This window comes from Parafrankia sp. BMG5.11 (assembly GCF_004337455.1).
In genome coordinates, this window is the sequence record NZ_SJXI01000019.1 from 13,705 (window position 1) to 36,902 (window position 23,198).

The window sequence follows — 23,198 nt, forward strand, 5'->3', positions numbered from 1 at the left end:
GGGTGACGATCACCAGGACGTTGCGATGTACTTGGCTTCGGTGTACTCCAGCATGCCTTCGTGGCCGCCTTCCCGACCTAGGCCGCTGAGCTTGACTCCGCCGAACGGTGCGCTGGGGTCGGAGACCACGCCGCGGTTGAGGCCGACCATGCCGCTTTCCAGCGCCTCGGCCACCCGCATTCCGGCGGCGAGGTCGGCCGTATAGACGTAGGAGACAAGCCCGTAGTCGGTGCGGTTGGCTGCCGCCGTTGCTTCCTCAACGTCGGTGAACCGCACGATGGGGGCAACGGGTCCGAAGATCTCGTCGTGCATCAGCTCGGCTTCGGGGGAGACGTGATCAAGGACCGTCGGAGGGTAGTAGTAGCCCTCCCGGTGAGGGATGTCGCCTCCGACCAGGACGTCGGCTCCGCGGCGAACGGCATCGTCAACGAGTGCGTGTACCTTTTTCCGTGCCGCCTCGTTGACCAACGGACCTACGGCGACACCTTCTTCGTACCCTGGGCCGACCCGCAACGAGTTCATGGCCGACGCGAATGTCTGCGAGAATTCGTCTGCGACGGCGTCGTGCACGTAGAAGCGGTTGGCCGCGGTGCACGCCTCGCCCCCGTTACGCATCTTTGCTACCATGGCGCCGGCGACCGCGCTCTGGATGTCAGCGTCCGCCAGGACGATGAACGGAGCGTTCCCACCCAGCTCCATCGAAGAGCTGAGGACGCGATCTGCTGCCAAGTGCAGAAGCTTGACCCCGACCTCCGTAGATCCGGTGAAGGACACTTTTCGCACAGCCGGATTCGACAGCAGCGTCCCGACGACCGCTCCCGACCGGTGTGACGGGAGCACATTGACGACTCCAGCCGGGATACCGATTTCTGCAAGCAGGGCCGCGAGCGCGAGCGCGGTCAGCGGTGTGTCACTGGCGGGCTTCAGAATGACGGTGCATCCGGCCGCGAGCGCAGGGCCGATCTTGCGCGTCGCCATAGCAGCCGGGTAATTCCACGGGGTGACGAGGACCGCCACCCCGATGGGCTCGCGTTGGACGATGATCCGGTAGTCGCCGGTCGGCGCGACATGGAGGGACCCATCGAGCCGGACCGCTTCTTCGGAGTACCAACGGAAGAACTCCGCCGCATACGCCACCTCAGCGCGCGCATCGGGAAGAGCCTTCCCGTTCTCCGCACTGATCAACAGTGCGAACCATTCCTGGCGCTCCATCATCAGCTCGAACGCTGCCCGAAGCAGGTTCGCGCGTACGCGAGGAGCGGTCCGCCGCCACGCGCGAAGGGCCTCTTGGGCCGCATGCACCGCAGCAGTTCCGTCCTCAGGTGAGGCGGAGGAGACGGAAGTCAAGGGCTTGGCGGTGGACGGGTCGATGACTTCGATCGTCGCCTCATCGTCGGCGCCGCGCCACTTGCCACCGATGAAAAGCTGCGTCGGCACCTCGGCGATCACGGACTCTACTTCGTACGGCACGGTGCGCTTCGCTTTCTAAGAAGGTAACAGGGCCACTGCGCTGAACCAGCGTGCTTTGGGGTCAGACCGGTGCGTACTCGCCCGTCGCGACCGGTACTTCAGGGACGGCGGGCAGCGGATCTTCGCGACCCAGCGCCGACCACGCCGCAGCCACCACATCGTGGGTCGAAAGGCCATATTTCCGGAATAGATGCGGCGCGGTCTTCGACCCCTCGGCGAACGTGTCCTGGAGCCCGACTCGGTGAAGCGGACGACCGAGGCCCGCGTCGGCCAAGGTCTCCGCCACTGCCGAGCCCAGGCCGCCAATGATCGAGTGGTTCTCCGCGGTAATCACTGCGCGAACCTTTCGCGCGACCTCGAGAACGGAACGGGAGTCGAACGGTTTGATGACCGGCGTGTTCACGACTGCCACCGAAACGCCGGCCGCTTCGAGAGTCTCGGCGGCGGCGAGCGCCGCCGGGATCATCATTCCGCAGGCGATCAAGGCGATCGTGTCACCGTCAGCAAGGATCTGTGCCTTCTCAAGCGAGAATTGGTGGGAGCCGTCGAAGATGACCGGAATCTCCCCCCGCTTGAGCCGCAGGTAGACCGGACCGGGAACATCGACGATTTGCGGGACGACGTTCCGAGTTTCCACGGCATCTGCCACATCGATGACCGTCATGCCGGGGATCGCGCGCATGATCGCCATGTCCTCGATAGCCTGATGACTCGGACCACCGGGGCTCGACACTCCCGGCATGAATCCGACGATGCGCACCGGCAGCTTGGGATAGGCGATCGAGTTGACGATCTGGTCGAGCGGACGACGCGTGGCGAACACGCCGAAGGTGTGCACGAACGGAACGTGGCCCTTGCGAGCCAGGGCGCCGGCCAGGCTCATCATGTTCGCCTCGGCCATCCCGCCGTGGATGAATCGCTCCGGGATCTTCTCCTGAAACAGGTCAATCTCGCACTGCCGGGTGAGGTCACCGGACAGGCACACGATCTCCTCCCGCTCCAGCGCGACGTCGACGAGCGCGGTGCCGTAGGGCTTGAGGACCGTGGGATACGGCGGCTTATGCAAGGCGGGCCTCCAGTTCGGCGATCGCGTCCCGCGCGAGCATCGGCGGGAGCTTGATGAAGTGACCGTCCGCATTCAACGGCAGAGCTTCCAGACCTTGTCGGGTGGAGGTCCGGGCGATGATCACACTCGGCCGGCTGCTGGCAACGGCCGCATCGAGTGCGAGGCTGAGCGCGTCTACGTCATGGCCGTCGACGTCGTAGGCGTCCCAGCCGAACGCTTCCCATTTCGCTGCTATCGGTTCCAGCGTGGTGATGGAGCTGACGGGCCCGTCTACCTGCGAGTCGTTGGCATCCAGCAGCACGATCAGCCGACCCAAACGGTGGTGGGCGGCGAACAGAGCGGCCTCCCATGTCTGGCCCTCTTCCATCTCGCCATCGCTGGCGATCACGAAGACGCGAGCATCGTCGTCGCCCTTGAGCCGGTTCGACAGCGCGAAGCCCGCGCCGCCTGAGAGCCCGACCCCGAGCGATCCACAGGTGAGGTCGACCGCGGGTGACCGCTCCGTACCTATGGCTTCGAGCGGGGAGTCGTCGAACCCGTAGCTGGAGAGCGCCTCCTCCTCGAGGAGCCCTGCCTCCGCGGCAGCGGCAAAGACGCCGATGATGTAGTGGCCGGGAGAACAAACGAGCTGGTCCCGCTCGGGGCGATAAGCGTTCCCGTACAGCGTCGCGAGCAACTCCGCCGAAGACAGCACTTGCCCCAGATATCCGAAACCATGGGGTGCCACCATGCGTACGGCTCTGAGTCGCACTCCGTCTGCGAAGCGGCGCAGCTTGTAGTCACTCGCCGTCGATGCGAACATCTCGTTCCCCCTTTGGCTATGTGGCCATGCCACTTCAGACTAGAACAGTTGTGACCGATGTCAATCAGGCCTTCGACTCGAACGCCGGCTAGGCGGCAGGTCGTCGATCTTCGGCGAGCCACATCCTGATCGAGACGATGACGACCTCGTTGCGGCAGTAGTGGCCGCGTTTGGTGTAGCGGGCCGCGAGCGCTCGCCACTGCTTGAGCCGGTTGAAGCAGCGCTCGACAACGTTGCGGGCCTTGTACCGTTCGGCATCGAAGCCGGGCGGTCGCCCCACCCGCGCGGCCGCAGCGTTGCCGGTTGGCTTTCTGGTCTTCCTTCTCGGGGATGGTGTGGGCGATCCCCCGGCGGCGCAGGCCCTGGCGCTGTAGGCCTTGTCTGCCAGCACATAGTGAAGGCGGGTCCGTGGCCGGCCGGGTCCTTGCCTGGGGACCCGGATCCCGGCCATGACCTGGTCGAACTGGGTGGAGTCGTTGACCTGCCCGGCGGTCAGGACGATCGACAGCCCCTCCCATCACACTCCAGGTGGATCTTGCTGGCCAGTCCGCCGCGGGACCGGCCAAGCGCTTCGGCTGCCGGTCGGTGATCCGGCAGGCATGCATTGATCGGACCATCCCCTTGTGATCCTTCAGAATCCAATGCGGGGCACCCTCGGAATGCTGATGCGCCCGCACGATCGTCGAGTCGACCCGAAACGGTCCAGTCAGTGTGCGCGACGGCGTCGTTCTTGACGGCGACCTCGGTCAGGATCCGTTCCCACTGCTCCGCCCACGGCATCCCCCCATGCCGTGCTTGGGCAACAGTGGCTCTATCCGTGCCCACGCACTATCCGTGACCTCACCTCGACCGACCACGGGCCGTGCACATTATCAAACCACCAAGATCCGCGAGAATCCACCTAGCGGCGCCCGGACACGAGCTCCCGGAGGCTGAGCAGCAGTTGCGCGCCATAATCGGGCGCGGCTCCGGTGAGCGAGTCCACGGCGAAGGACACCCTGGTCCTGCGTCCATGTGGATCGAGCTTCCAGGTCACCCAGGAATCCACTCTCTGGTCTCGGACTCGTCCAGTCGGTAGACCAGCAACCGTGGCGCACCGGCCATGACAACAGCGCCATCCGCGACCACACGGATGCCCCAGCGAACCCGCGACGCGCTACCCTCGCGCCACGAAGAGTCAATCCGAAACTGAACTCGCGCAGCGTCGCCGCCGCCGTGATCATCGACCAGAGCGCCTCGCACGTCGAATCGACGGTAATCCGGTCGACGCGAGTCTTCATGATGACTCCGTTCACGAATAGCCGGCGATGCATGCGCGAGCAGTCGGGATCGACGAGTCAGTCGCTAGAGGGAAGTCCGGCGTTGTGCGCTTGCTGGACAAAGAGGGATAGAAAGTCCTTGTCCCGGAGCCCAATGCCGATGGCCGACTGGATCAGCTGATGGACCGAAGCGCCGATCGGCATCGGCACCTCGAGCGAGCGAGCCGCCGCCAACCCGAGGTCGAAGTCTTTCCGAAGAAGTTCCGTCGTGAAGGTCGGGGTCCAGTCCAGTGCTACGAGGTCCTTGGTCCGCTTGCGCACCCAGTCGGATCCGAGAACCGTGCCATTGAGGAAGTCCAGGAAGGCGGCTCGATCGGTGCCACCCTTCTCAGCGAGGCTCGTCACCTCGACCAAGGCCTGAACCATCATCCCGAGGTACAGGTTGTGACACAGTTTCACCAGCCGGCTTTGCTCTTCGTCCCCGGCATAGACGGCAACCTTGGCCATCTGCGACAGGTACGGTTCGGTGGTCGCGTAGACGTCAGCCGGCCCTGAAGCGACGATGCAGCCCCCGCCCTCCGCAATGACATGGGGGTTACCGCTAACTGGAGCCGCCAGGAAGCCGACTCCCGCCTTGGAAGCCAGGCTACGCACCTTCGCCGATGCTTCGACGGACACGGTCGAGCAGTCGACGATGATGCGGGGCGTTTGTTCCGCGTCCAGCAGCCCACGCGGCCCCGCAATGACCTCCTCGAGGTCGCGTGGTGTCGACACCATGACGAAGACAATGTCCGCGGCGGCGAGATCGGCGATCGTCTCGACCGCTCTCGCGCCTTTCTCCACGAGCGGGGCGGTCTTCGCGAGTGTCCGGTTCCACACGAGAACGTCATTGCCGGCGTCGATCAGGCGCGTCACCATCGCCGCACCCATCCGTCCAGTGCCCAGCCAACCGAGTTTTTTCATGTCAAGTGGCTCCCTTGCAAGCCTCATATACGAGAGTGGACTTCTGGCGCGGTCATGGCGAGGCACCGACGGGCGGTCGTCGGCTGCCAGCGGCGTCGGGTCACGAGAGACGAGCCTTGTAGCCAGGGGGCGTCTCCTCGGCGTAGCGCTCCTCGAACGTCTTGCCGCCCTTCATCTTCTCGGTCCACTTGGACTCGATGATCTGCACCGTGACGACGTCGGACGGACAGCCAAAGTTCGTCACTAGTGCCTGCGTGATATCTGCCATCGCCTTCTTCTTCTGCTCGTCGGTCCGGCCCTCGGCCATAAAGACGTGGACTTCCGGCATGCTCGTAATCCCATCGTCGTAGCTCATCGTTCTCGATACTCACAACACCACAGGGCAACGACCGACAAAAGAAACGTGAACAACCGTCGGCCTGGCGCGGGCGGCGCGCGCTCAATCCTTGTCGAAGTTATTGCGCCTGCCCTCGCGCACGTAACTGATGGTCGAGGAGATGGCTTCCTGGCCGTGGATCGACTTCTGCTTGGACACATGTCCGAACATCTGGATTCCGAAGCCGCCGTCGAGATCATCGACAATGCGCTTCTTCCACGGACGACGAACGATCTGCGTGGTGAGTCGGCGCGTGATCCGGGGCTGGCTCATGATGTGATCGGCGATGACCCGCGCGCGCTCCAGAAGCTCCTTTCTGGGCAGTACTTCGTTGACCATGCCCCATTCGAGGGCCTGCCGAGCCGTGATGGCCTGGCCGGTCAACAATGCGTACGCTGCCTTCTTCACGCCGAGCAGCTCCTGGAAGCAGGTGTGGATGCCATCCGCCGGCACGGATCCGATGTCGTAGTGGAGATCGAAGATCGTCGCGTTGTCGGCGCATAGCGTGATGTCGCACATGAGTACGATCTCGGTGTGGAACCCGGGGCCGTTCAGGATGCCGATCGTCGGGATCTCCAGGTCGTTCACAAGGGAACTGACGTTGATGCGGCCGTCCTTGTAGGCGTATTCGTAGGCCCAGTACGGCATATCGGCGTCTTCGAGTTCGAAGCCGGTCGGATCCGACTCCATCATGAATTCCTCACCCGAGCCGGTCAGGATGAGGATCTCGTTCTCCGGGTCGGAACCGATGGTCTTCAGCATCTGCCCGAGCGCGCGATGGTTCTGCACGCTCAATTGGATGGGGCCACCGAGCGTGTGCGCCTGAGCGACGATGACACCGCCGTCACGCTCAAGGTGGAAGAAGTCCTCGAACGCCTTGCGGTAGTCCTCGAACTTCGGTGTCGGGATGAACTCCTGCAAAGACATGGGTGCCCTCAACTCCGCGTATCGACGTGCACGTGGACGGCTGACGGGCCGTTCCCACCCGCCCCCAGCCGCACAAGTGGACAATTGGCCATGCCAGCATCGCGACGGATCCGAACGGTGTCAAGTCCCGGAGATGTCTGGTGCGCGAGAGGGGGCATCCCCAGCTCCTGGCCCTCGATCGTGGACTGCTGGCCCCGTAGCGAGCAGCAGCAGGACTCCAGGCCCATCCCGTCTTGGTAGGACACCAGCGACTTCGCGTCCCGTTGTTGACATGCCGGGATCCGGCGACCACACTCAGGTGACCCAACTGGCATGGCCAAATGGCCACTTCTTTCCGGAGGGACGTAGCCGTGCACTACGCGCGTAGCGAGGCCAAGGATGCCGCCCGCCGTCAGTTCACCGGCCTCTGGGCCGCGATGACTACACCGTTCACCCCGGACGGCCGCCTCGACAGGGAAGCCATCGCGGCCGACATGGAGCACCTCACCGTGGATCTCCATGTCGGGGGCGTGTTCTGCACCGGCGTGATGGGCGAGTTCTGGGCCTTGACGAACGACGAGCGCAAGCAGGCCGTCGAGACGGTGGTCGAGGCAGCGACCGGCAACTGCCCAGTGCTCGCCCACACGGGACACCATTCAGCGCTGGACACCATCGAGTTGACAAGGCACGCCGAACAAGCCGGCGCGGACTTCGCGGTCGTCATCAACCCCTACTACCCGCCAAGCTCGGTGGACGGCCTGAGGGCTTGGTTCCACCAGGTCCTGTCCTCGGTAGACATCGGAGTATGGCTCTTCGACACGAACTTTTCGGGAACCAAGCTGCCAATGGAGCTCATCGACGAGCTTGCCGACATCGAAAATGTCTGCGGCATCAAGGTGGGGCACGATCACGAGCGCTACCTCGAGACCCTGTCACGCGTGGGTGACCGCATCCTCGTCTGCGAGGCCAACGAGGCGATGTGGTTGGAAAACATGCGCGACCATGGTCAGACCGTTTACATGTCGTCGTCGATTCCGTTCCTCTTCCAAACTACATCGTGGCAGCCGATGCGCGAGTACACGGAGCTAGCGCTCAGTGGCGAGTACGAGAAGGCAGCCGAAGTAGCGGCGACGCTCGATCCCCTGCGGGCTCTCAGCTCGAAGTGGCTGCACGGCCAGTGGCTCCGTGACCACATCATGCCCATCCCGTTCATCAAGGCCTGGGCCGGCCTGCTCGGCATGTCAGGCGGCCAGCCTCGCGTCCCGCTCGTCGGGCTCAGCGACGAACAACTCTCTGAACTCACCGCCGACCTGACGGCCGTGGCCCTCCTGTCATAGCGCGAACTGCCGACTGCGCACCAGGCGCCGAGCCATTGAACTGAGGAATCTCCAAGTATGACACGGATCATCGAGCACTGGATCAACGGCAAGCTGTATCAGGGAGCCGGCAGCGAGGCGGGTGTCGTAACCGACCCCGCAACCGGGCTAGTGATCGCGCGCGCCAACTTCGCCTCCGCGGACGACGTGGACGTCGCCGTCGCGGCAGCGGCCGCCGCATTTCCATCCTGGGCAGCGACGTCCCTGGCTAGACGCAGCAACATCATGTTCAGGTTCCGCGAGCTGTTGAACGCACGGTCCGACGAGTTGGCGTCCATCATCACCGCGGAGCACGGCAAGGTGCTGAGCGACGCGGCAGGAGAGGTGGCGCGCGGACAGGAAGTTGTCGAGTTCGCCTGCGGCGTGCCGCATCTGATCAAGGGCGCCTACACCTCGTCCGCTTCCACCCAGGTCGATGTGCACTCGATTCGCGAGCCCCTTGGCCCGGTCGCCGTCATCGGCCCTTTCAACTTCCCGGCCATGGTTCCGATGTGGTTCTTCCCGATCGCGATCGCCACCGGGAATACGGTAATCCTCAAACAAAGTGAGAAGGTGCCGTCGGCGGCTATGTGGCTTGCCGAGCTGTGGCAGGAGGCCGGCCTTCCGGACGGCGTTTTCAACGTGGTGCACGGTGGTAAGGAGACTGTCGACGCGCTGCTGACGCACCCCGACGTGCAAGCGGTTTCGTTCGTCGGATCGACTCCCGTAGCTAAGCACGTCTATACGACGGCAACGGCATCGGGAAAGCGGGTCCAAGCCCTCGGCGGCGCCAAGAACCACATGGTCGTGCTGCCCGACGCCGACCTCGACCTTGCGGCAGACCAGGCGGTCAACGCCGGCTACGGCTCCGCCGGCCAACGATGCATGGCCATCTCCGTATGCGTGGCCGTCGGTGACTGCGCCGACACACTGGTCGACAAGATCCGGGAGCGGACGCTGACCCTGCGCACCGGTAATGGCCGTCGCGGCTGCGACATGGGACCACTCGTCACGGCCGCATCGCGTGACCGGGTCCGTTCCTACATCGACGCCGGCGTCACCGAAGGCGCCACGCTCGTCGTCGACGGCCGCAACGTGACACCCGACGCGGACGGCGAGGGGTTCTTCGTCGGGCCGACGTTGTTCGATCACGTCACTGCGGACATGAGCATCTACCGGGACGAGATCTTCGGGCCGGTCCTGTGTGTCGTCAGAGTCTCGACGCACGACGAAGCGCTGGCTCTGGTCAACAACAGCCCTTACGGCAACGGCACGGCAATCTTCACCAACGACGGACGCGAGGCACGACGCTTCGAGAGCCAGGTTCAGGTGGGGATGGTCGGCATCAACATCCCCGTGCCCGTGCCCATGGCCTACTACTCGTTCGGCGGATGGAAGAACTCGCTGTTCGGCGATACCCACGCACACGGCACCGACGGGCTGCACTTCTTCACTCGCGCCAAAGTCGTGACCAGCCGGTGGCCCGACCAGGGCCATAGCGGCATCGACCTTGTGTTTCCCCGGAACGCCTAACGCTCAGGACAACTCCCATTCGCGCCTCATCGAAAGGTCGACGGCGATGTCAGACAGCTCAACTGTCACGGCTTCTGTCCGATATCCACGAGAGATCCCAATGCCGGACGGATCCGGCCCCGAGTACATCGTGATCGGTGAAGGACCGCTGGCTTACGTGTCCTCGCTGAAGACCGGCGCCGTCTTCCTCGTCGATCTCGAGCACGGCACTCACGAGATCTTCGTCCCGCCGGTCGCGCCGACGGCGGTAGGCATGGGGCTGGACGCACATCGACGGTTGTTCGTCTGCGGCGGTATCGACGGCTCTCTGTCAGTGATCGACACTTCGAGCCGGTCCGTGCTCAGGCGCTACCAACTCGGCGGTGAGCAGTCGTTCACCAATGAGCTCATCGTCACTCCCGACGCAGTCTGGGTCACCGACTCCTTCACCCCGGTCCTCTACAAGCTTCCGTTCGGCGAGTGGGGCGAGCTTCCCTTAGACGACGACGTCCTGCGGATCCCACTCAGCGGGGATCTCGTCTACCAGCAGGGCGAGACGTTCGCGGAGTGCTTCAACTCTAACGGCATCGCCCCCACCCCGGACCAGACGGCCATCCTCGTCGTTCAGACGAACACCGGCAAGATCTTCCGCATCAACCCGACGACCGGCCACGCCACACTCGTTGACCTCGGTGGCGAGGACGTGATGTGGGGCGACGGGCTAGTACTCGAGAATCGCACCCTCTACGTGGTGCAGAATATGGCCAACTCCGTGTCAGTCATCGAACTCGACGCGGCCGGCACGTCCGGCAAGGTCATCGATCGGTGGACAGACCCGAACTTCGACACGCCGACGGCCATGGCCCGCTTCGGTGACCGATTCTACCTCTCGAACGCTCGGTTCACGACGCCGAACGCCGAAACAGCGGATTTCCGGATCATCTCGATCCAGCGCTGATATCTAAGCTTGGATGCACCGTCCGGAATGGGGTCCATGGCGTGCTTGAACACGAAAGTGGTGAGTGTCCGATCAACGGCTCTGTTTCACATTCGGTGGGCTGCGGAGGTTTCTGGAGCACCGGATCGCGGACAAGCGGGTCCTGCGGCTGATCGACAAGTGGTTGGCCGCGGGGGTCGTCGAGGGTGGGGAGTGGACAGCGTGTGAGGAAGGTTCGCCACAAGGGGCGTCAGTGTCCCCGCTGCTGGCGAACGTCTACTTGCACTATGTCCTCGATCTGTGGGTCGGCTGGTGGCGGCGTCGCCACGCGCGCGGAGATGTCATTGTCGTGCGCTGGGCCGACGGCTTCATCGTCGGGTTCGAATACGAGGAGGATGCGCGGCGGTTCCTGGACGAGCTGCGCGAACGGTTCGCGAGGTTCGGGTTGGAATTGCATCCGGACAAGACGCGGCTGATCGAGTTCGGGCGGTACGCTGCCCGGGATCGGAAGCGTCGGGGTCTGGGCAAGCCGGAGACGTTCGACTTTCTGGGGTGTGTGTCCTGAAGACCGGAGGTGGTAACACGGTGTAGTTGGCCGTAGCTGAAGGTCGTGCTCGTCGTTGCTTGCCGGTGAGAGTCCGGTCCGGGTAGCTGCCAGGAGGCCCGGTAGCAGGCTGGCTGCTGGGCACACGGAAAAGGCTCACTGCTCACGACGTAGGGCGTGGATGTGCCGTTTCCACCCGATTGCGTCCATGGCGCTTTGCTCGGTATAGCGCTGCGTCGGCGAGCTCTACGAGCCTGTCTGGGGGGTCGTCGGCGGTGGGTGTGACCGCCGCGACGCCGATGCTGACGGTGACGATGTTTTCTCTGACCGTCGGGTGTGGTTCGGCCAGCTCCGCGACGGCGGTGCAGAGGTGTCGGGCTTGCCGGCGGGCGGTGTCGGTGTCGGTGTCGGGCATGACGACGGCGAACTCCTCGCCGCCGTAGCGGGCGGCCAGGTGGGTGGCGCCGACGTTCTCGCGTAGGCATGCGGCGACCTGGTGGAGGCAGCGGTCGCCGGCGGTGTGTCCGAAGTGGTCGTTGTACCGCTTGAAGTGGTCAATGTCGATCATCGCTAATGCGACGGGGACGTGGCGGTGCCGGGCTGTGTGCCATTCCGCGTCGAGGGTCTCGTTGAGGCGTCGTCGGTTGGCCAGCCCGGTCAGGGGGTCGGTGATCGAGAGCTGTTCCAGCTGTTGGTTGGCGGCGGCGAGCTGCTGGGTCCGCTCGGTGACCTTGTTTTCGAGCGAGGTGTAGAGCTGTGCGTTGTCGAGTGAGACGGCGAGCTGCCCGGCAATGATCCTGATGCCGTCGAGGTGTCCGGTGGAGAACGCGCCGCGCATCATCCGGTTCTCCAGGAGCAGCATCGCCCGTGGTTCGCCGCGGATGATGATGGGCATTGCCAGGAGCGAGCAGCGGGCGAGGTCGGTGAAGTAGGGATCGCGGCGGAATCGGTCGTCGTGGGTGGCGTCGGCGATGGCGATGGGTTCGCGGGTGCGTTCGGCGTAGCGAATGACCGAGGAGGGCAGCGGGCGCCGGTGGTCGGCATCCTCGCGGCCGGCGGTTTCATCGGTGCCGGTGGATATATGCGAGCCGTGTTCCTCCTGACTGCGGAGCAGGAGATGCACGGCGGTGGCGCCGGTCATTTCGGAGAGGATTCCCACGACCCGGGCGCGCAGCCCGTCGATGGTGGTTTCGGAGCTGAGGGCCTGGGAGGCGGCGACGATGCCGAGCAGGTCGATGGTGCCGGTCGCGATGGTGGGGGGCGCGGTGGGCGCGGCCGGTGGTCGGGCGGCGGGCGCGGCGCCGGCGGGCTCGTCGCGCAGTGTCGGGTGGGCCCAGTCGAGCTGGTTGACCTTCGCGGTCGCGCCCCAGTCGAGGTACTGGCGGCGCGCGGCGGCGAGGGCTCGGCGGCCGGTGACCTCCATGCCGTGGGCCTGGTGGAACCGTGCGGCGCGTTCGAGGATCAGTGCCTGGTGCCATGGACGGGTCCGTGTGGAGGACTCGCGCTGCGCCACGTCGAAGGCATATGCCGCCTGGCGGAAGTCGCCGGCGGCCCATGCCCGTTCGGCCTCCACCAGCCGCAGCAGGTGACCGAAGTTGACCGGCGCGTCGGCCGCCCGCGCTGACAGCCACGCGACCAGCTCATCCAGCTCAGCCAGGAGGGCGGTGCGCTGATCCGTGTCCGCCGTACGGCGGGCCTTGGCGGCCACGGCCAGGGCGAGCAGCACCCGCGCCACGGCCATCGGATAGGCCGCCCCGATGATCGGCGCAAACGGAATCGCAGCTGCCGCGTGCCGGGCCAGGTCGTCCCAACGGTCGAGGATGGCTGCGGTGATCGCCCGGGTGACGTGCAGGATGGCGGCGGCGTGGGGGTTGTCGGCCAGCATGCTTACCTGGGCGGCCTCGTCGGCCGCCGTCTCGACGGCCTCGCCTCGCAGCACTCGCGTCAGCTCGTGGTACATCCGGAACGTCTCCGCGGCGTGGGTGTTGCCGGTGCGGGCGGCGATCTTCAGCGCTTCGTCGACCTCGGCGACCAGGACGTCGAGCGATGGTGCGCAGTCCAGCAGGTCGTACAGCAGCGGGTAATGGAGCCAGCATGCATGATGCATGTCACCGGCCCGGATCATCTTTTCCATCGCGCGACGCGCAAGGGCCATGGTGTCCTCAAGGGTATCGAACCAGTGGCCGGTACTGACGACATAGACGAACTGTGCGTACCCGATATGGGGCTCGTAGTCGCGCTTCTGAGCGACCGCGAGGATGCGCCGGATGATGCGGTACGCGGTGCGGTAGTCCTGCCTACGGATGATGGTCACCATGGCGATATGGCTGGCTGGGCCGAGCATGTCGGGCGCGGGGCCGGACCGTGCCCACATCTCCAGCGTCGCCACGCTCAGCCAGTCCAGCAACACGTGGTCACAGAAGAACGCCGGGGTCATGAGCCGGTAGATGAACCCGATAGTGTCGAGCTGCGTGCGGTCGTACAAGGCCGGTCGTCGCAGGTCATCGGATTCGCTGGTCTGGTCGATCCACCGATAGAGCTCGTCGAGTCTGCGGTCGGTGTCCGCGTCGAGGTCTTCCCGGTCCGGAACGGCGATGCCGAGTTTCCGAAGATGGTCGACACCGAGCCGGATCGCCTCGCCGGGACGGTTGCGGTTGGTGAGGCTCATGACCTGCACCGAGTCGGCGGCCGTGCCCTGCGCCGGGTCGGCGCGAAGCCGGTCGATGGTCTGGTATTCCTCGTCGGCTTCCTCTAGCCGGCCGAGGAGGTACAGCGTGGTGTGCCGGTCGGTGTGGACTGTGATCAGCTGGTCGACGTCGGTCGGGTCGAGGAGCGGCAGCGTCGCGGTCAGGAACCGCTCGGTGAGCGGGTAGTTGCTCAGCAGTCTCGCTTCGTCGGCGGCACGTCGGAACAGTCCGGCCATCAGCCGCCGCTCCCCGGCGGCGCCTACTGCGTCGGCCACGGGCAGGTACTGCTCCGCCGCGGCAGCGAAGAACTCAGGCCGGCTGGCGAGACGCCTCGCCAGGCGTAGCCGCATGGCGTGCCGCTCCCGCGGGCTGAGGGCGCCAAGCACGGACTCCCGCGCCCGGTCATGGTGAAACCGCACACTCGGCCTCTCGGCGGCTTCGAGCACCAGAAACCCGTCAGCGCACGCGGGGGCGAGTCGCCGCTCGAGCTCGTCCGCCGGCAGGCTGGTCGCCGTCGCCAGCAGGCCGAGCTCCACCTGGCCGGCCAGGCACGCCATCACCGCCAGGACCTCCTGGGTGGCAGGTGGCAGCGTGGCCAGGTGGGTTGTCAGCAGCTCGGCCATGTCCACACGGTCCAGCCGGCGGCGCAGGGTCGCCCGGTCCCATCGCCACCCGCCGTCGCCGGCTACCAGGACCCCGTCGTGACGCAGCGTGCCCAGCAGCTCGACCGTGTCGTACGGGTTACCCCCGGTCGACGGGGCGATCAGCCTCGCCAGCTCCGCGGCGGGCGTCGGCGCCAGGTGCAGCAGGTCGGCGACCATGGTCGCCTGGCCTTCCGGTGTCAGGTTGCCCAACCGGACGTGGCGTGACCCGGTCGGCTGGGATCGCCAGCGGGCGAGCATCGGCGTGAGCGGGTGGGTGACGTCCACGTCGCTCTCCCGGTAGGCGCCGACCAGCAGCAGCCCCTCGACCGGCTCCTCACCACTGAGGATCCGGTCGACGAAGCCCAGCGGCATCCGCCCAGCCCACTGCAGGTCGTCGACAAAGAACACCACCGGACGTTTCCGGGATGCCACGGCACGCAGTATCTCGACCGCGTCGCGCTGGGCGCGTGCCTGCGCGGTCATCGGATCGCCTGGCTCCGGGGGGACCCTCAGCAGCGCTCCCAGCTCGGGCACGACGGCGGCGGTCAGGCCGGCGTGGGGGGCCAACGCTTTCAGCATCCGGTCCCGGACCTCGGCCAGGTCGTCCTCCGGCTCTGCAAGCAGCAGCCGTCCCAGCGCCCGAAACGCCTGGCGGACGCCGTCATACTCCTGGTAACGGCGGTACTGGTCGAACTTGCCCGCCACGAACCAGCCATCGCGACCAGCCACGATCGGCCGCAGCTCATTGACCAGCGACGTCTTGCCCACCCCCGGCGCACCGCTGACGACGATCCCCGTGCACCGGCCCTCCACCGCCTCGACGAACGCCGCCCCCAGCTCGCCGATCTCCTGGTCACGCCCGGACAGTCGGGACAGCGTCAGCGGCCGCGTCGGAAAATCCTGCTCGCCGGGACGCACCGTCGCGGCGCCACGGCTTACCAGGGTGAGATCATGTACCAGGCCCTCGGCGCTCTGGTAGCGATCGTCCGGCTCCTTCTCGAGCAGATGCATGATGATCGCCGACAGGGCTTCCGGCACCGCGGGGTTCACCTCGGACGGCGGTACCGGCACCCGCGCGAGATGGTCATGCAGCATCCGCAGCGGGTCGCCGGCACCGAACGGTGGCGCGCCCGTCGCCAGCTCGTACAGCGTCGCCCCGAGCCCGTACAGGTCCGTCCGCTGGTCGACCGAGCGACCCGTCCGCCCGGTCTGCTCCGGCGCCAGGTACGGCAGCGTCCCGACAACCTCGTTGTGATGGACAAACCCCGGCTGGACCGCCGTGAACGTGGTCGCCAGCAGGAAATCGATCAGAAACGGCGCCTTCCGGTCCCCACTTACCACGATGTTCGCCGGGTTGATGTCCCGATGCACCACCCCTCGCCGGTGCAGGCCGGCCACGGCGCGCGCGAGAGATCCGGCCAGCTCGACCAGTTCGCAGGGATCCAGCGGAGTCGCTCGCGTGGCCAGCGCCACACCGCCGACATCGGCCAGCAGGATCGACCCCGGGGACGGCGGCGCTCCGTCCGCCAGCTGCACGACCCCCTCGACACCGGACAGCAGGTTGAGGATCTCGACCTCATGACGCAACCGTCCCCGCGCGTCGCTCCCCAGCGGCTCCTTCCGGATGACAGCCCCAGTCGGGAACACCAGCCGAGTGACCCGGGTCCGTTCCGTCTCGTGAAGCAGCTCTGTACACACGATCGCCGGCGGATCCCGGCCAGGTGCCCTGCGCTGGGTCCCCATCCACCAACCCCCTTACCGAGCCACAGTCAGCCAATGTCGCGTCCATCCCCGATCGCCGCCACGCCAACCACTGCTCCGCTCAGGCAGAACTGCTCCTGGCTACCGACCGGCCCTGAGGCCCGCCGTACCGCGACGACCGGCGGCACGGCGCAAACCCGCGAGTTATTGATCTACAAGGCTGGCCCACCCAGGCATGTCCCCGCGGACGGCCAGCGGCCGGGCGTGGCGCGCTGCCCACAGCGACGGGCAGCGCGCCACCACCGATACGCACAGCCATCACTGCTTGTCGAGCGCTATGTCGCGGGCCGGTCCCAGAACTCGCTGGTCACCAGCCTGGCCCGGCACGGCGCGGACATCTCGGCGGCGACGCTGACCGGGGCGTGCGCCCAGGTCAGCGACCTGCTCGCCCCGCTCGCCGAGCGGATCGTCGCCCGGTCGCGCGGGTCGTGGCACCTGCACGCACGACCTGCTCGACGCCGGCATCGGACTGCTCGAGTGCGCCCGCCGTCTCAACCTCGCCCTCAACACCGTCAAACGCTACGCCCGCATTCCCGAACCCAAACGTCTCGTCCGGGCACCGCAATACCGCCCCACTCTCGTCGACCCCTACCGCGACCACCTGCGCCAGCGACGCGAACAGGTGTTGACGCCGAGCGAGCGGAACTAGCCATTCCAAGGCGACCGATATGTAGGCGGTGCGGGGAGGCCGCTCAGCCCGCAAGCTCACGTCAGGTGCGGTCACGAACGGTCCGGACTGGGTGCCGTGGTTTTCGTCCGCCATTGGTAGCGGTGTTCCGGACGGCCGGTGGACCCGTATCGCAAGCTGACCGAGGCACGACCGTCCTGAGCGAGGTCCGCCAGGTAACGCTGCGCTGTGGGTCGGGAGAGCCCGAGCAACGCAGCCACCTCGGCAGCCGAGACGGCTTCCGCCGCACCTCGCAGCGCCTCGATGACGAGATTCGCCGTGTGTGCGGAGCGGCCCTTACGCACGCTCGCCTGCACCTGGTCGCCGGCCCGGAGCAGGCGAGCGGCCAGGTCGATGTCTGTCTGGCCGAGTGCGCGGTTGCCGTTGAGGTGGCCGCGGTACCGGGCGTACGCCTGAAGCCGGTCGGCGAGGTCGGCCGCTGAGAACGGCTTGACGAGGTAGTTGGCCACACCGCGGCCGAATGCCTCGCGGACGGACGCCGCGTCCGCCGCCGCCGTGAGCATGACGACGTCGCATTCCAGTTCGCCGATGAGGTCGGTGCCCCGCCCGTCGGGAAGGTACAGGTCGAGTAAGGCGATGTCGGGGCGGTGTTTCCTGGCCTGTTCGACGGCGGTCGCGGCGGTGTGGGCCACCGCGATGACGGTGAAGCCCGCAACGGCGCGGACGAAGTGCGCGTGCAGGTTAGCGACGCGGAAGTCATCGTCGACGACCAGGACACGGATCACGGGATGCCCTCCAGGGTGGGTCGGGCTGAGATCTCGACGACGCCGTTGAGGTGGGAGGCGAACACGGCGCCGTGGTCAGTGCCCGCGGTTCGTAACAGCTCGATGTCGCCCCCGTGGCTGCGGGCGACCTGGCGGGCGAGGGCGAGCCCGATGCCGTGCGGCCGCCCGGTATCGGCGGATGTGGTGAAACCGTCGTCGAACACCCGGTCGCGCACCGTCTCAGGAACGCCGTCTCCGCTGTCGGTGACCGCGACGTGCAGCGAGTCTCCGGCTCCTGCGACGGAGATCTCCACCCAGGCGGGGCGGCGCTGCCCGGACCTCGCGGCCTCCACCGCGTTGTCGACGAGGTTGCCGACCACCGTCACCACGTCGAGCGGCGCCGTGAGCGGGGCGTGTAACTCGGCGTCAGCGGCTAGGGCGAGCCGGACGCCGCGCTCGGACGCCGCCGCGGTCTTGGCCGCGAGCAGGCCGCGCAGGTAGGGATCGGTCAGTCGGACGGTGGCTCCGTTCTCCGTCGCGAGTGGATCGGTGGTGAGTTCGCACAGGTAGCTCGATGCCTCGTCGGCGTGCCCGATCTGCAGCAGGCCGGCGATCGTGTGGAGTCGGTTGGTGTACTCGTGGCTCTGTGCCCGTAGCGCGTCCGACAGTGCCCGCACCGCGTCCAGTTCACGACCTAGCTCGTCGAGGTCGGTTCGGTCACGTAACGTGATCACCAGGCCGAGATCTCGCCCATCGCGGTCCACCGGATGGCTCGTGACGGCGAGCACTCGATCCCCGGCTAGGACTAGCAGGCCGCGAACCTGGCGGCGGCTTTCGACGACGTCACGTAACCGTTCTGGCAGCAAGGCGTTACCAATCCAGTCCCGCGGTGCTAGCGGCACGCCGAGCAGCTGGCAGGCGGTCTCGTTGCAGGCCGTGATCCTGCCTGCCGGGTCGACGGCCAACACGCCATCCTGGACGCCGTGTACGACCGCCTCCTGCTCGCGGAGCAGGTTCGCGAGGTCGGTCGGCTCGAGTCCCAGGGTCTGCCGCCGCAACCGGCGGGCGAGGAGCGCGGCACCGGCCGCGCCAACGAGCAGCGCGAGGCCCAGCAGGACGGCGGCCGTGGGCAGTAGTGCCCACAGCCGCTCGTTTACCTCGTTCGCGGAGAGGCCGACGCTCACCTGGCCGACGACGCCGCCGCGGTCGTCGCGCAGCGGGACCTTCCCTCGCGCGGACAGCCCCAGCGTGCCGCGCTCGACGCTGACGATTTCGCGGCCGGCGAGAGCTTCCGACGGGTCGGTGCTCACCGGTTTGCCGATGTTCGAGGGGTTGGGATGGGAGTAGCGGATCCCCCGTACGTCGGCGATGACGACGAACAACGCCCCCGTGCGGAGGCGGACGGCCTCGGCACGCACCTGTAGTTCGCCGTCTGATTTACCGACCGTGACCGCGCGGGCGACATCCGGGTCGGCGGCCACGGCCCGGGCGATCGCGAGCGCCCGCTGCTCGTACTGGTCGGTGAGGTTGTCATGCAGCAGGAACCCCATCAGGACGAGCCCGGCGCTCCCGACCAGCAGGAGGACCCCGACCTGTAAGAGCAACGCCCGGGTAGCGAAGCGGAGCGGCCGGCGAAGCATGGGGAGGATGATAATACGTTGGCCATATTAAATGAAACACACAAATTGCACGATACGACGCAGTGTCTGCGGCCGCAGGCCACGGTGGCAGCCGCAAGGCGAGCGGGTGCGATCCGTCACCGCTCACCCGCTCGCCGCACCGACAGCGGCCCGAAGGTCAACTTTCGGGAACCGCCGACACGAACTCCGTGGTGTAGGTTCTCGACAGGTCGATGGTGTCCTCCTTGCCCTGGACGTTCGGCGAGAACGAGGCAAGTACCCGAAGCACGTTCTCGGCGCCCTCGGTCGGCATCACACCGTCGGCCGTGAACATTCCCTTGCTGTCGTCAATCGCATTGCGGTACAGCTCGGGGTCGTCCCCGGCGTATTCCTTGGGCATTTCGGCCGCGATGTCCGCCGCCGAGTGGGTGTCGATCCAGCCCAGGGTACGGACGAACGCGTTTGCTAGCTTCTGCACGGTCGGCTTGTTGGCCGCCACCCAGTCGCAGTCCATATAGAGCGACGATGCCGGATACAGGCCGCCCAGGGCAGCCTCGGTGCCTTCCTGGGTGCGCATGTCGACGAGCACCTTGCCTTGGCCGGAGGCCACCAGCCGAGCGATGGTCGGGTCGGTGGTCATGCCGGCGTCGATGCTGCCTTGTTCCATCGCGGCGATGAACGTCTGGCCTGCCCCGGCCTTCACCGTGGTGTAGTCCGACGGTTGCACACCGGCTGCGGTTGCGAGCGCCCGGGTGAGGAAGTCGGTCGAGGAACCGGGGCTGGTGATACCGAGCCGTCGGCCCGCGAAATCGGCGGTCGAGGTGATGTCGCCGGCCTTGTCCGTGGCGACGACCTCGGCCTCGCCGGGCACGTCGGCGAACTGCACGACGCTCTGGATGCACTTACCTTTGGTCTGCAGGTCGATCGCGTGGTCGTAGAACCCGACGACTCCTTGGACGTCACCGGAGATGAGCACGTTCTCGGCCTGCGCGCCCGACGGCTCGGTCAATAACTGGACCTCGACGCCTTCGTCGGCGAAGAAGCCGAGCTGCTCAGTCAGCTTCGCGGGCAAGTAGATGATCTTGTCTATCCCGCCAATCATGATCTTGACTTTCTCGGTCTCGCCGGCGGCGCCGGCGTTCCCCGCGCACGCGGCAAGTGTCCCGCCCAGGAGGGCCAATGCGGCGGCCGCTGCGATCCTTCGCTTCATTGCGGGCTGGCTCCTTTTCGATGAATAGGGTGTACGGTCAGAGTCCGGTGGCGCTGGACTGGGACTGCGGACGCCAGGCGAGCAGGCGTCCTTCTAACAGGGTGATAAGCGATTCGGCGATCAGTGCGATCACGGTGATCACGATCATTCCGGCGTAGATCCCGGCCGAATCAAAGGTGCCCTGGGCGTTGTTGATGAGCAGCCCGAGGCCCTTGTCCGCTCCCACGAACTCGCCGACCACCGCCCCGATCAGGGCGAATCCGAAGGCGGTGTGCAGGCTGGCGGTGATCCACGACGTCGCACTCGGAAGCACGATCGAAGTCATGATCTGTCGTTTGCCCGCTCCGAGGATACGGGCGTTGTCGACCAGCGTCCGGTCGACCTCGCGGGCTCCCTGGAAGGCATTGAAGAAGACCGCGAAGAAAACAAGCACCACGGCGGTCGCAACCTTCGAGGACAACCCGAGACCGAACCAGATGACGAACAGCGAGGCGAGCACGATGCGCGGGATCGCATTCGCGGCCTTGACGAACGGTGCGCACACGTCGGCCAGCAGGCGGGCACGGCCGAGCAAGATGCCGAAGACGACCCCGGCAGCCGAACCAATGAGGAAACCGAGTACGGCCTCCTGCAACGTCACCGAGATCTGCTCCCAGATCGAGCCGAACGCGGTCCCCGTCGTGAACCAATCGACCAGCCGTTGCCAGATGTTGCTCGGCTTGGAGTAGTAGAAGGGATCGATCCAGTGCGTACCGGCCAGCTCCCAGCTGCCGAGCCACGCGACAACGGCCAACACCCGCAGGCCCGTCACCGTTATTCTGGAACGTTGGCCTCTGCCTGCGCCGAAAAACCATGATTGAGCGCCCTTCGGCCAGGTGAGGGGGTTACGAGGGCGTGGCGCCGCCTTCGGGGTCGTCGCGGCGGGGACCGCGACGTCCTGGGCAGTCTTCCGGTCGATGGTTGGGGGCGGGGCGTTGAGGTCATAAGACATGGGCAGGCTCCTGTGAAAGGGGGAGGGCACGGTGCCGTTACTGCACGGGCACTGCGCGTATTGCGGGACCGGGTCAGGCCGCCACGGTTTGGCGCGCTCCACGGGCGCGGGTGATCTCGACTTCTTCCCGAAGCGAGTCCCACACCCGGCGGTAGACGTCGAGGAACGCGGTCTCGAGCCGGATCTCTTCGACCTGGCGCGGGCGTGGGAGTCCGACCCTCACGGTGTCTTTGACCGTCGCCGGGCCGGCGGTCATGACCACGACCGTGTCGGCGAGCGCGATCGCCTCCGTCAGGTCGTGGGTGACGAACACGACCGCCGCGCCGCTACCAGCCCACAGGTCGAGCAACAGGTCTTGCATCAACTCACGGGTCTGCACGTCCAGGGCGCTGAACGGCTCGTCCATCAGCAGGATCGACGGAGTGTTAATCAGTGTCTGGGCGAGGGACACACGCTTGCGCATCCCGCCGGAGAGCTGATGCGGGTAGTAGCGCTCGAACCCGCCGAGCCCCACCTTGGTCACCCAGTCCCGCGCCAGCTCGCGCGCGTCGGCCTTCGGCGTACCCCGGAACCGGGGGCCAGCCGCGACGTTGTCCAGCACGGTTCGCCAGGGCAGCACCCCATCCGACTGGAACATGTAGCCAAGCCCCTGCGGGATACCGGTGACGGGCTTGCCCTCGACACGGACGTCACCCGCGGACGCTGGCTCCAACCCGGAGACCAGCGACAGCGTCGTCGACTTGCCGCAGCCGGTCGGTCCTACTATCGAGACGAACTCGCCGGCCGGGACAGTGATGCTGACGTCACGGATCGCCGTGTACGCGCCGCCGTCCCGAGTCGGGAACCGCTTGGTGGCCCTTTCCAGCGAGATCGCCGGCGGTCGTTCGGCGCCGTGAGCCAGGCCCGATGGATGTGATGTAGGTCGCATGGCTGGGAACCGTACAAACCCCCAGAGCCACAGCGAACCCTTGTATCGCTAATGTAGATAGAATTCGTATTTCGCTTTTCGCTCGTTTTGCTCGCTGAGCCATATACGTGGGCCATGCGTAGGTGCTGGAATCCACGGACCGTAGGCAGAGCGCATCTGGACTATTAGAGGCGCAGGTGTTCGATCATCTTCGACGGAAAGCGTATTGATCATCGTTTAATCGCGAGTGAGGTGAAAGGCTACTCGTGGCCTACGGACGGTTTCGGGCACTGACAGTACGACGAGCTCTGGAGGATCCCACGTGACGCGCATCGTCATCCTTGGCGGCGGACCCGGCGGCTACGAGGCGGCCCTGGTCGCCGCGTCCCTCGGCGCGACCGTGACCGTGATCGACTCAGACGGCATCGGCGGGGCGTGCGTCCTGACCGACTGCGTGCCGTCGAAGACCCTCATCGCGACATCGGAGACGATGACGAACTTCGCGATGGCGCCGGCCCTGGGGGTGCGCCCACATGGCGACCCCTCGGCCGAGGTCGGCAGCTGGGAGCTGACCGGCCTGCCCCACCTCACGCCACCGGACGTGGTCACGGTCGACCCCGAGCAGGTCAACGAACGGGTGCGGGCGCTGGCCCAGGCCCAGTCCGCCGACATCGAGCGCCGCCTGGAGCGGGAGCGGGTCGAGGTGGTGCACGGCACCGGACGCCTGGTCGGCCCGCACGCGGTCGAGACGTCCGACGGCGAGACGTTCGTCGGTGACATCGTCCTGGTCGCCACCG

At 66.3% G+C, this 23,198-nt stretch carries 18 protein-coding genes and 2 pseudogenes; 6 read left to right on the forward strand and 14 right to left on the reverse strand.

All coding sequences use genetic code 11. The features are described 5' to 3' along the window. Positions 1-9: 9 nt before the first annotated feature. The 8 genes from E0504_RS15785 to E0504_RS15815 form a co-directional block, all read right to left on the reverse strand. Entirely contained in the window at positions 10-1,449 is a 1,440-nt protein-coding gene (locus E0504_RS15785; protein ID WP_207974437.1) for an NAD-dependent succinate-semialdehyde dehydrogenase, read from the reverse strand. 82 nt (positions 1,450-1,531) lie between these two features. Continuing rightward, positions 1,532-2,536, reverse strand: a complete 1,005-nt coding sequence (locus E0504_RS15790; RefSeq protein ID WP_131625036.1) for a transketolase family protein — start codon at positions 2,534-2,536, stop codon at positions 1,532-1,534. Then, on the reverse strand, positions 2,529-3,338 hold the full coding sequence (locus tag E0504_RS15795) for a 1-deoxy-D-xylulose-5-phosphate synthase N-terminal domain-containing protein (protein ID WP_131625037.1): 810 nt from the start codon (positions 3,336-3,338) through the stop codon (positions 2,529-2,531). The genes E0504_RS15790 and E0504_RS15795 overlap by 8 nt, the downstream gene beginning before the upstream one ends. 88 nt (positions 3,339-3,426) lie before the next feature. After that, positions 3,427-3,789 (reverse strand): transposase, encoded by a 363-nt coding sequence (locus tag E0504_RS15800; protein ID WP_243657520.1) that lies wholly within the window; start codon positions 3,787-3,789, stop codon positions 3,427-3,429. A gap of 450 nt (positions 3,790-4,239) precedes the next feature. Continuing rightward, positions 4,240-4,374, reverse strand: a complete 135-nt coding sequence (locus tag E0504_RS53465; RefSeq protein ID WP_306769243.1) for a hypothetical protein — start codon at positions 4,372-4,374, stop codon at positions 4,240-4,242. A 301-nt stretch (positions 4,375-4,675) separates the two neighbouring features. Next, entirely contained in the window at positions 4,676-5,587 is a 912-nt protein-coding gene (locus tag E0504_RS15805) for an NAD(P)-dependent oxidoreductase (RefSeq protein WP_306769244.1), read from the reverse strand. Positions 5,588-5,660: 73 nt separating this feature from the next. Further along, positions 5,661-5,888, reverse strand: a complete 228-nt coding sequence (locus E0504_RS15810) for a tautomerase family protein (protein WP_131625052.1) — start codon at positions 5,886-5,888, stop codon at positions 5,661-5,663. Positions 5,889-5,999: 111 nt separating this feature from the next. Continuing rightward, a complete protein-coding gene (locus E0504_RS15815; RefSeq protein WP_131625040.1) occupies positions 6,000-6,863 on the reverse strand; it encodes an enoyl-CoA hydratase/isomerase family protein in 864 nt (287 codons plus the stop codon). 350 nt (positions 6,864-7,213) lie between these two features. Here E0504_RS15815 and E0504_RS15820 point away from each other — a divergent pair, with 350 nt between their 5' ends. The 4 genes and pseudogenes from E0504_RS15820 to E0504_RS15835 form a co-directional block, all read left to right on the forward strand. After that, on the forward strand, positions 7,214-8,179 hold the full coding sequence (locus tag E0504_RS15820) for a dihydrodipicolinate synthase family protein (protein ID WP_165938528.1): 966 nt from the start codon (positions 7,214-7,216) through the stop codon (positions 8,177-8,179). Positions 8,180-8,236: 57 nt separating this feature from the next. Next, on the forward strand, positions 8,237-9,730 hold the full coding sequence (locus E0504_RS15825) for a CoA-acylating methylmalonate-semialdehyde dehydrogenase (protein ID WP_131625042.1): 1,494 nt from the start codon (positions 8,237-8,239) through the stop codon (positions 9,728-9,730). Next, a complete protein-coding gene (locus E0504_RS15830) occupies positions 9,708-10,667 on the forward strand; it encodes an SMP-30/gluconolactonase/LRE family protein (protein WP_131625043.1) in 960 nt (319 codons plus the stop codon). Before E0504_RS15825 ends, E0504_RS15830 begins: the two co-directional genes overlap by 23 nt. Before the next feature lie 100 nt (positions 10,668-10,767). Further along, positions 10,768-11,199: pseudogene (locus E0504_RS15835) on the forward strand (reverse transcriptase domain-containing protein); the annotation flags it as partial. 154 nt (positions 11,200-11,353) lie between these two features. Here the strand turns inward: E0504_RS15835 and E0504_RS15840 are convergent. Then, complete coding sequence (locus tag E0504_RS15840; RefSeq protein ID WP_131625044.1) at positions 11,354-16,264, reverse strand: diguanylate cyclase domain-containing protein; 4,911 nt, start codon at positions 16,262-16,264, stop codon at positions 11,354-11,356. A 460-nt stretch (positions 16,265-16,724) separates the two neighbouring features. On the opposite strand from E0504_RS15840, the pseudogene E0504_RS15850 reads away from it, so the two are divergent. Further along, a pseudogene (locus tag E0504_RS15850) lies at positions 16,725-16,904 on the forward strand (ISL3 family transposase); the annotation flags it as partial. Between the two features lie 98 nt (positions 16,905-17,002). On the opposite strand, the gene E0504_RS15855 reads toward E0504_RS15850, so the two are convergent. The 5 genes from E0504_RS15855 to E0504_RS15875 all read right to left on the reverse strand — a co-directional run bounded on the left by E0504_RS15855 (position 17,003) and on the right by E0504_RS15875 (position 22,422). Next, a complete protein-coding gene (locus tag E0504_RS15855; protein ID WP_131625045.1) occupies positions 17,003-17,695 on the reverse strand; it encodes a response regulator in 693 nt (230 codons plus the stop codon). Beyond that, positions 17,692-19,314: a sensor histidine kinase gene (locus E0504_RS15860; protein ID WP_131625046.1), complete on the reverse strand. Its 1,623-nt coding sequence runs from the start codon at positions 19,312-19,314 to the stop codon at positions 17,692-17,694. The genes E0504_RS15855 and E0504_RS15860 overlap by 4 nt, the downstream gene beginning before the upstream one ends. Positions 19,315-19,471: 157 nt before the next feature. Continuing rightward, positions 19,472-20,503, reverse strand: a complete 1,032-nt coding sequence (locus E0504_RS15865; protein ID WP_131625047.1) for an ABC transporter substrate-binding protein — start codon at positions 20,501-20,503, stop codon at positions 19,472-19,474. Between the two features lie 37 nt (positions 20,504-20,540). Then, positions 20,541-21,596 (reverse strand): ABC transporter permease, encoded by a 1,056-nt coding sequence (locus E0504_RS15870; protein WP_243657522.1) that lies wholly within the window; start codon positions 21,594-21,596, stop codon positions 20,541-20,543. Continuing rightward, complete coding sequence (locus E0504_RS15875) at positions 21,568-22,422, reverse strand: ABC transporter ATP-binding protein (protein WP_131625048.1); 855 nt, start codon at positions 22,420-22,422, stop codon at positions 21,568-21,570. Before E0504_RS15875 ends, E0504_RS15870 begins: the two co-directional genes overlap by 29 nt. A gap of 301 nt (positions 22,423-22,723) precedes the next feature. Between E0504_RS15875 and E0504_RS15880 the strand changes: the two genes are divergently transcribed. Further along, positions 22,724-23,198, forward strand: a 475-nt coding sequence (locus E0504_RS15880) for an FAD-dependent oxidoreductase (RefSeq protein WP_165938529.1), incomplete at its 3' end; no start/stop codon positions are given.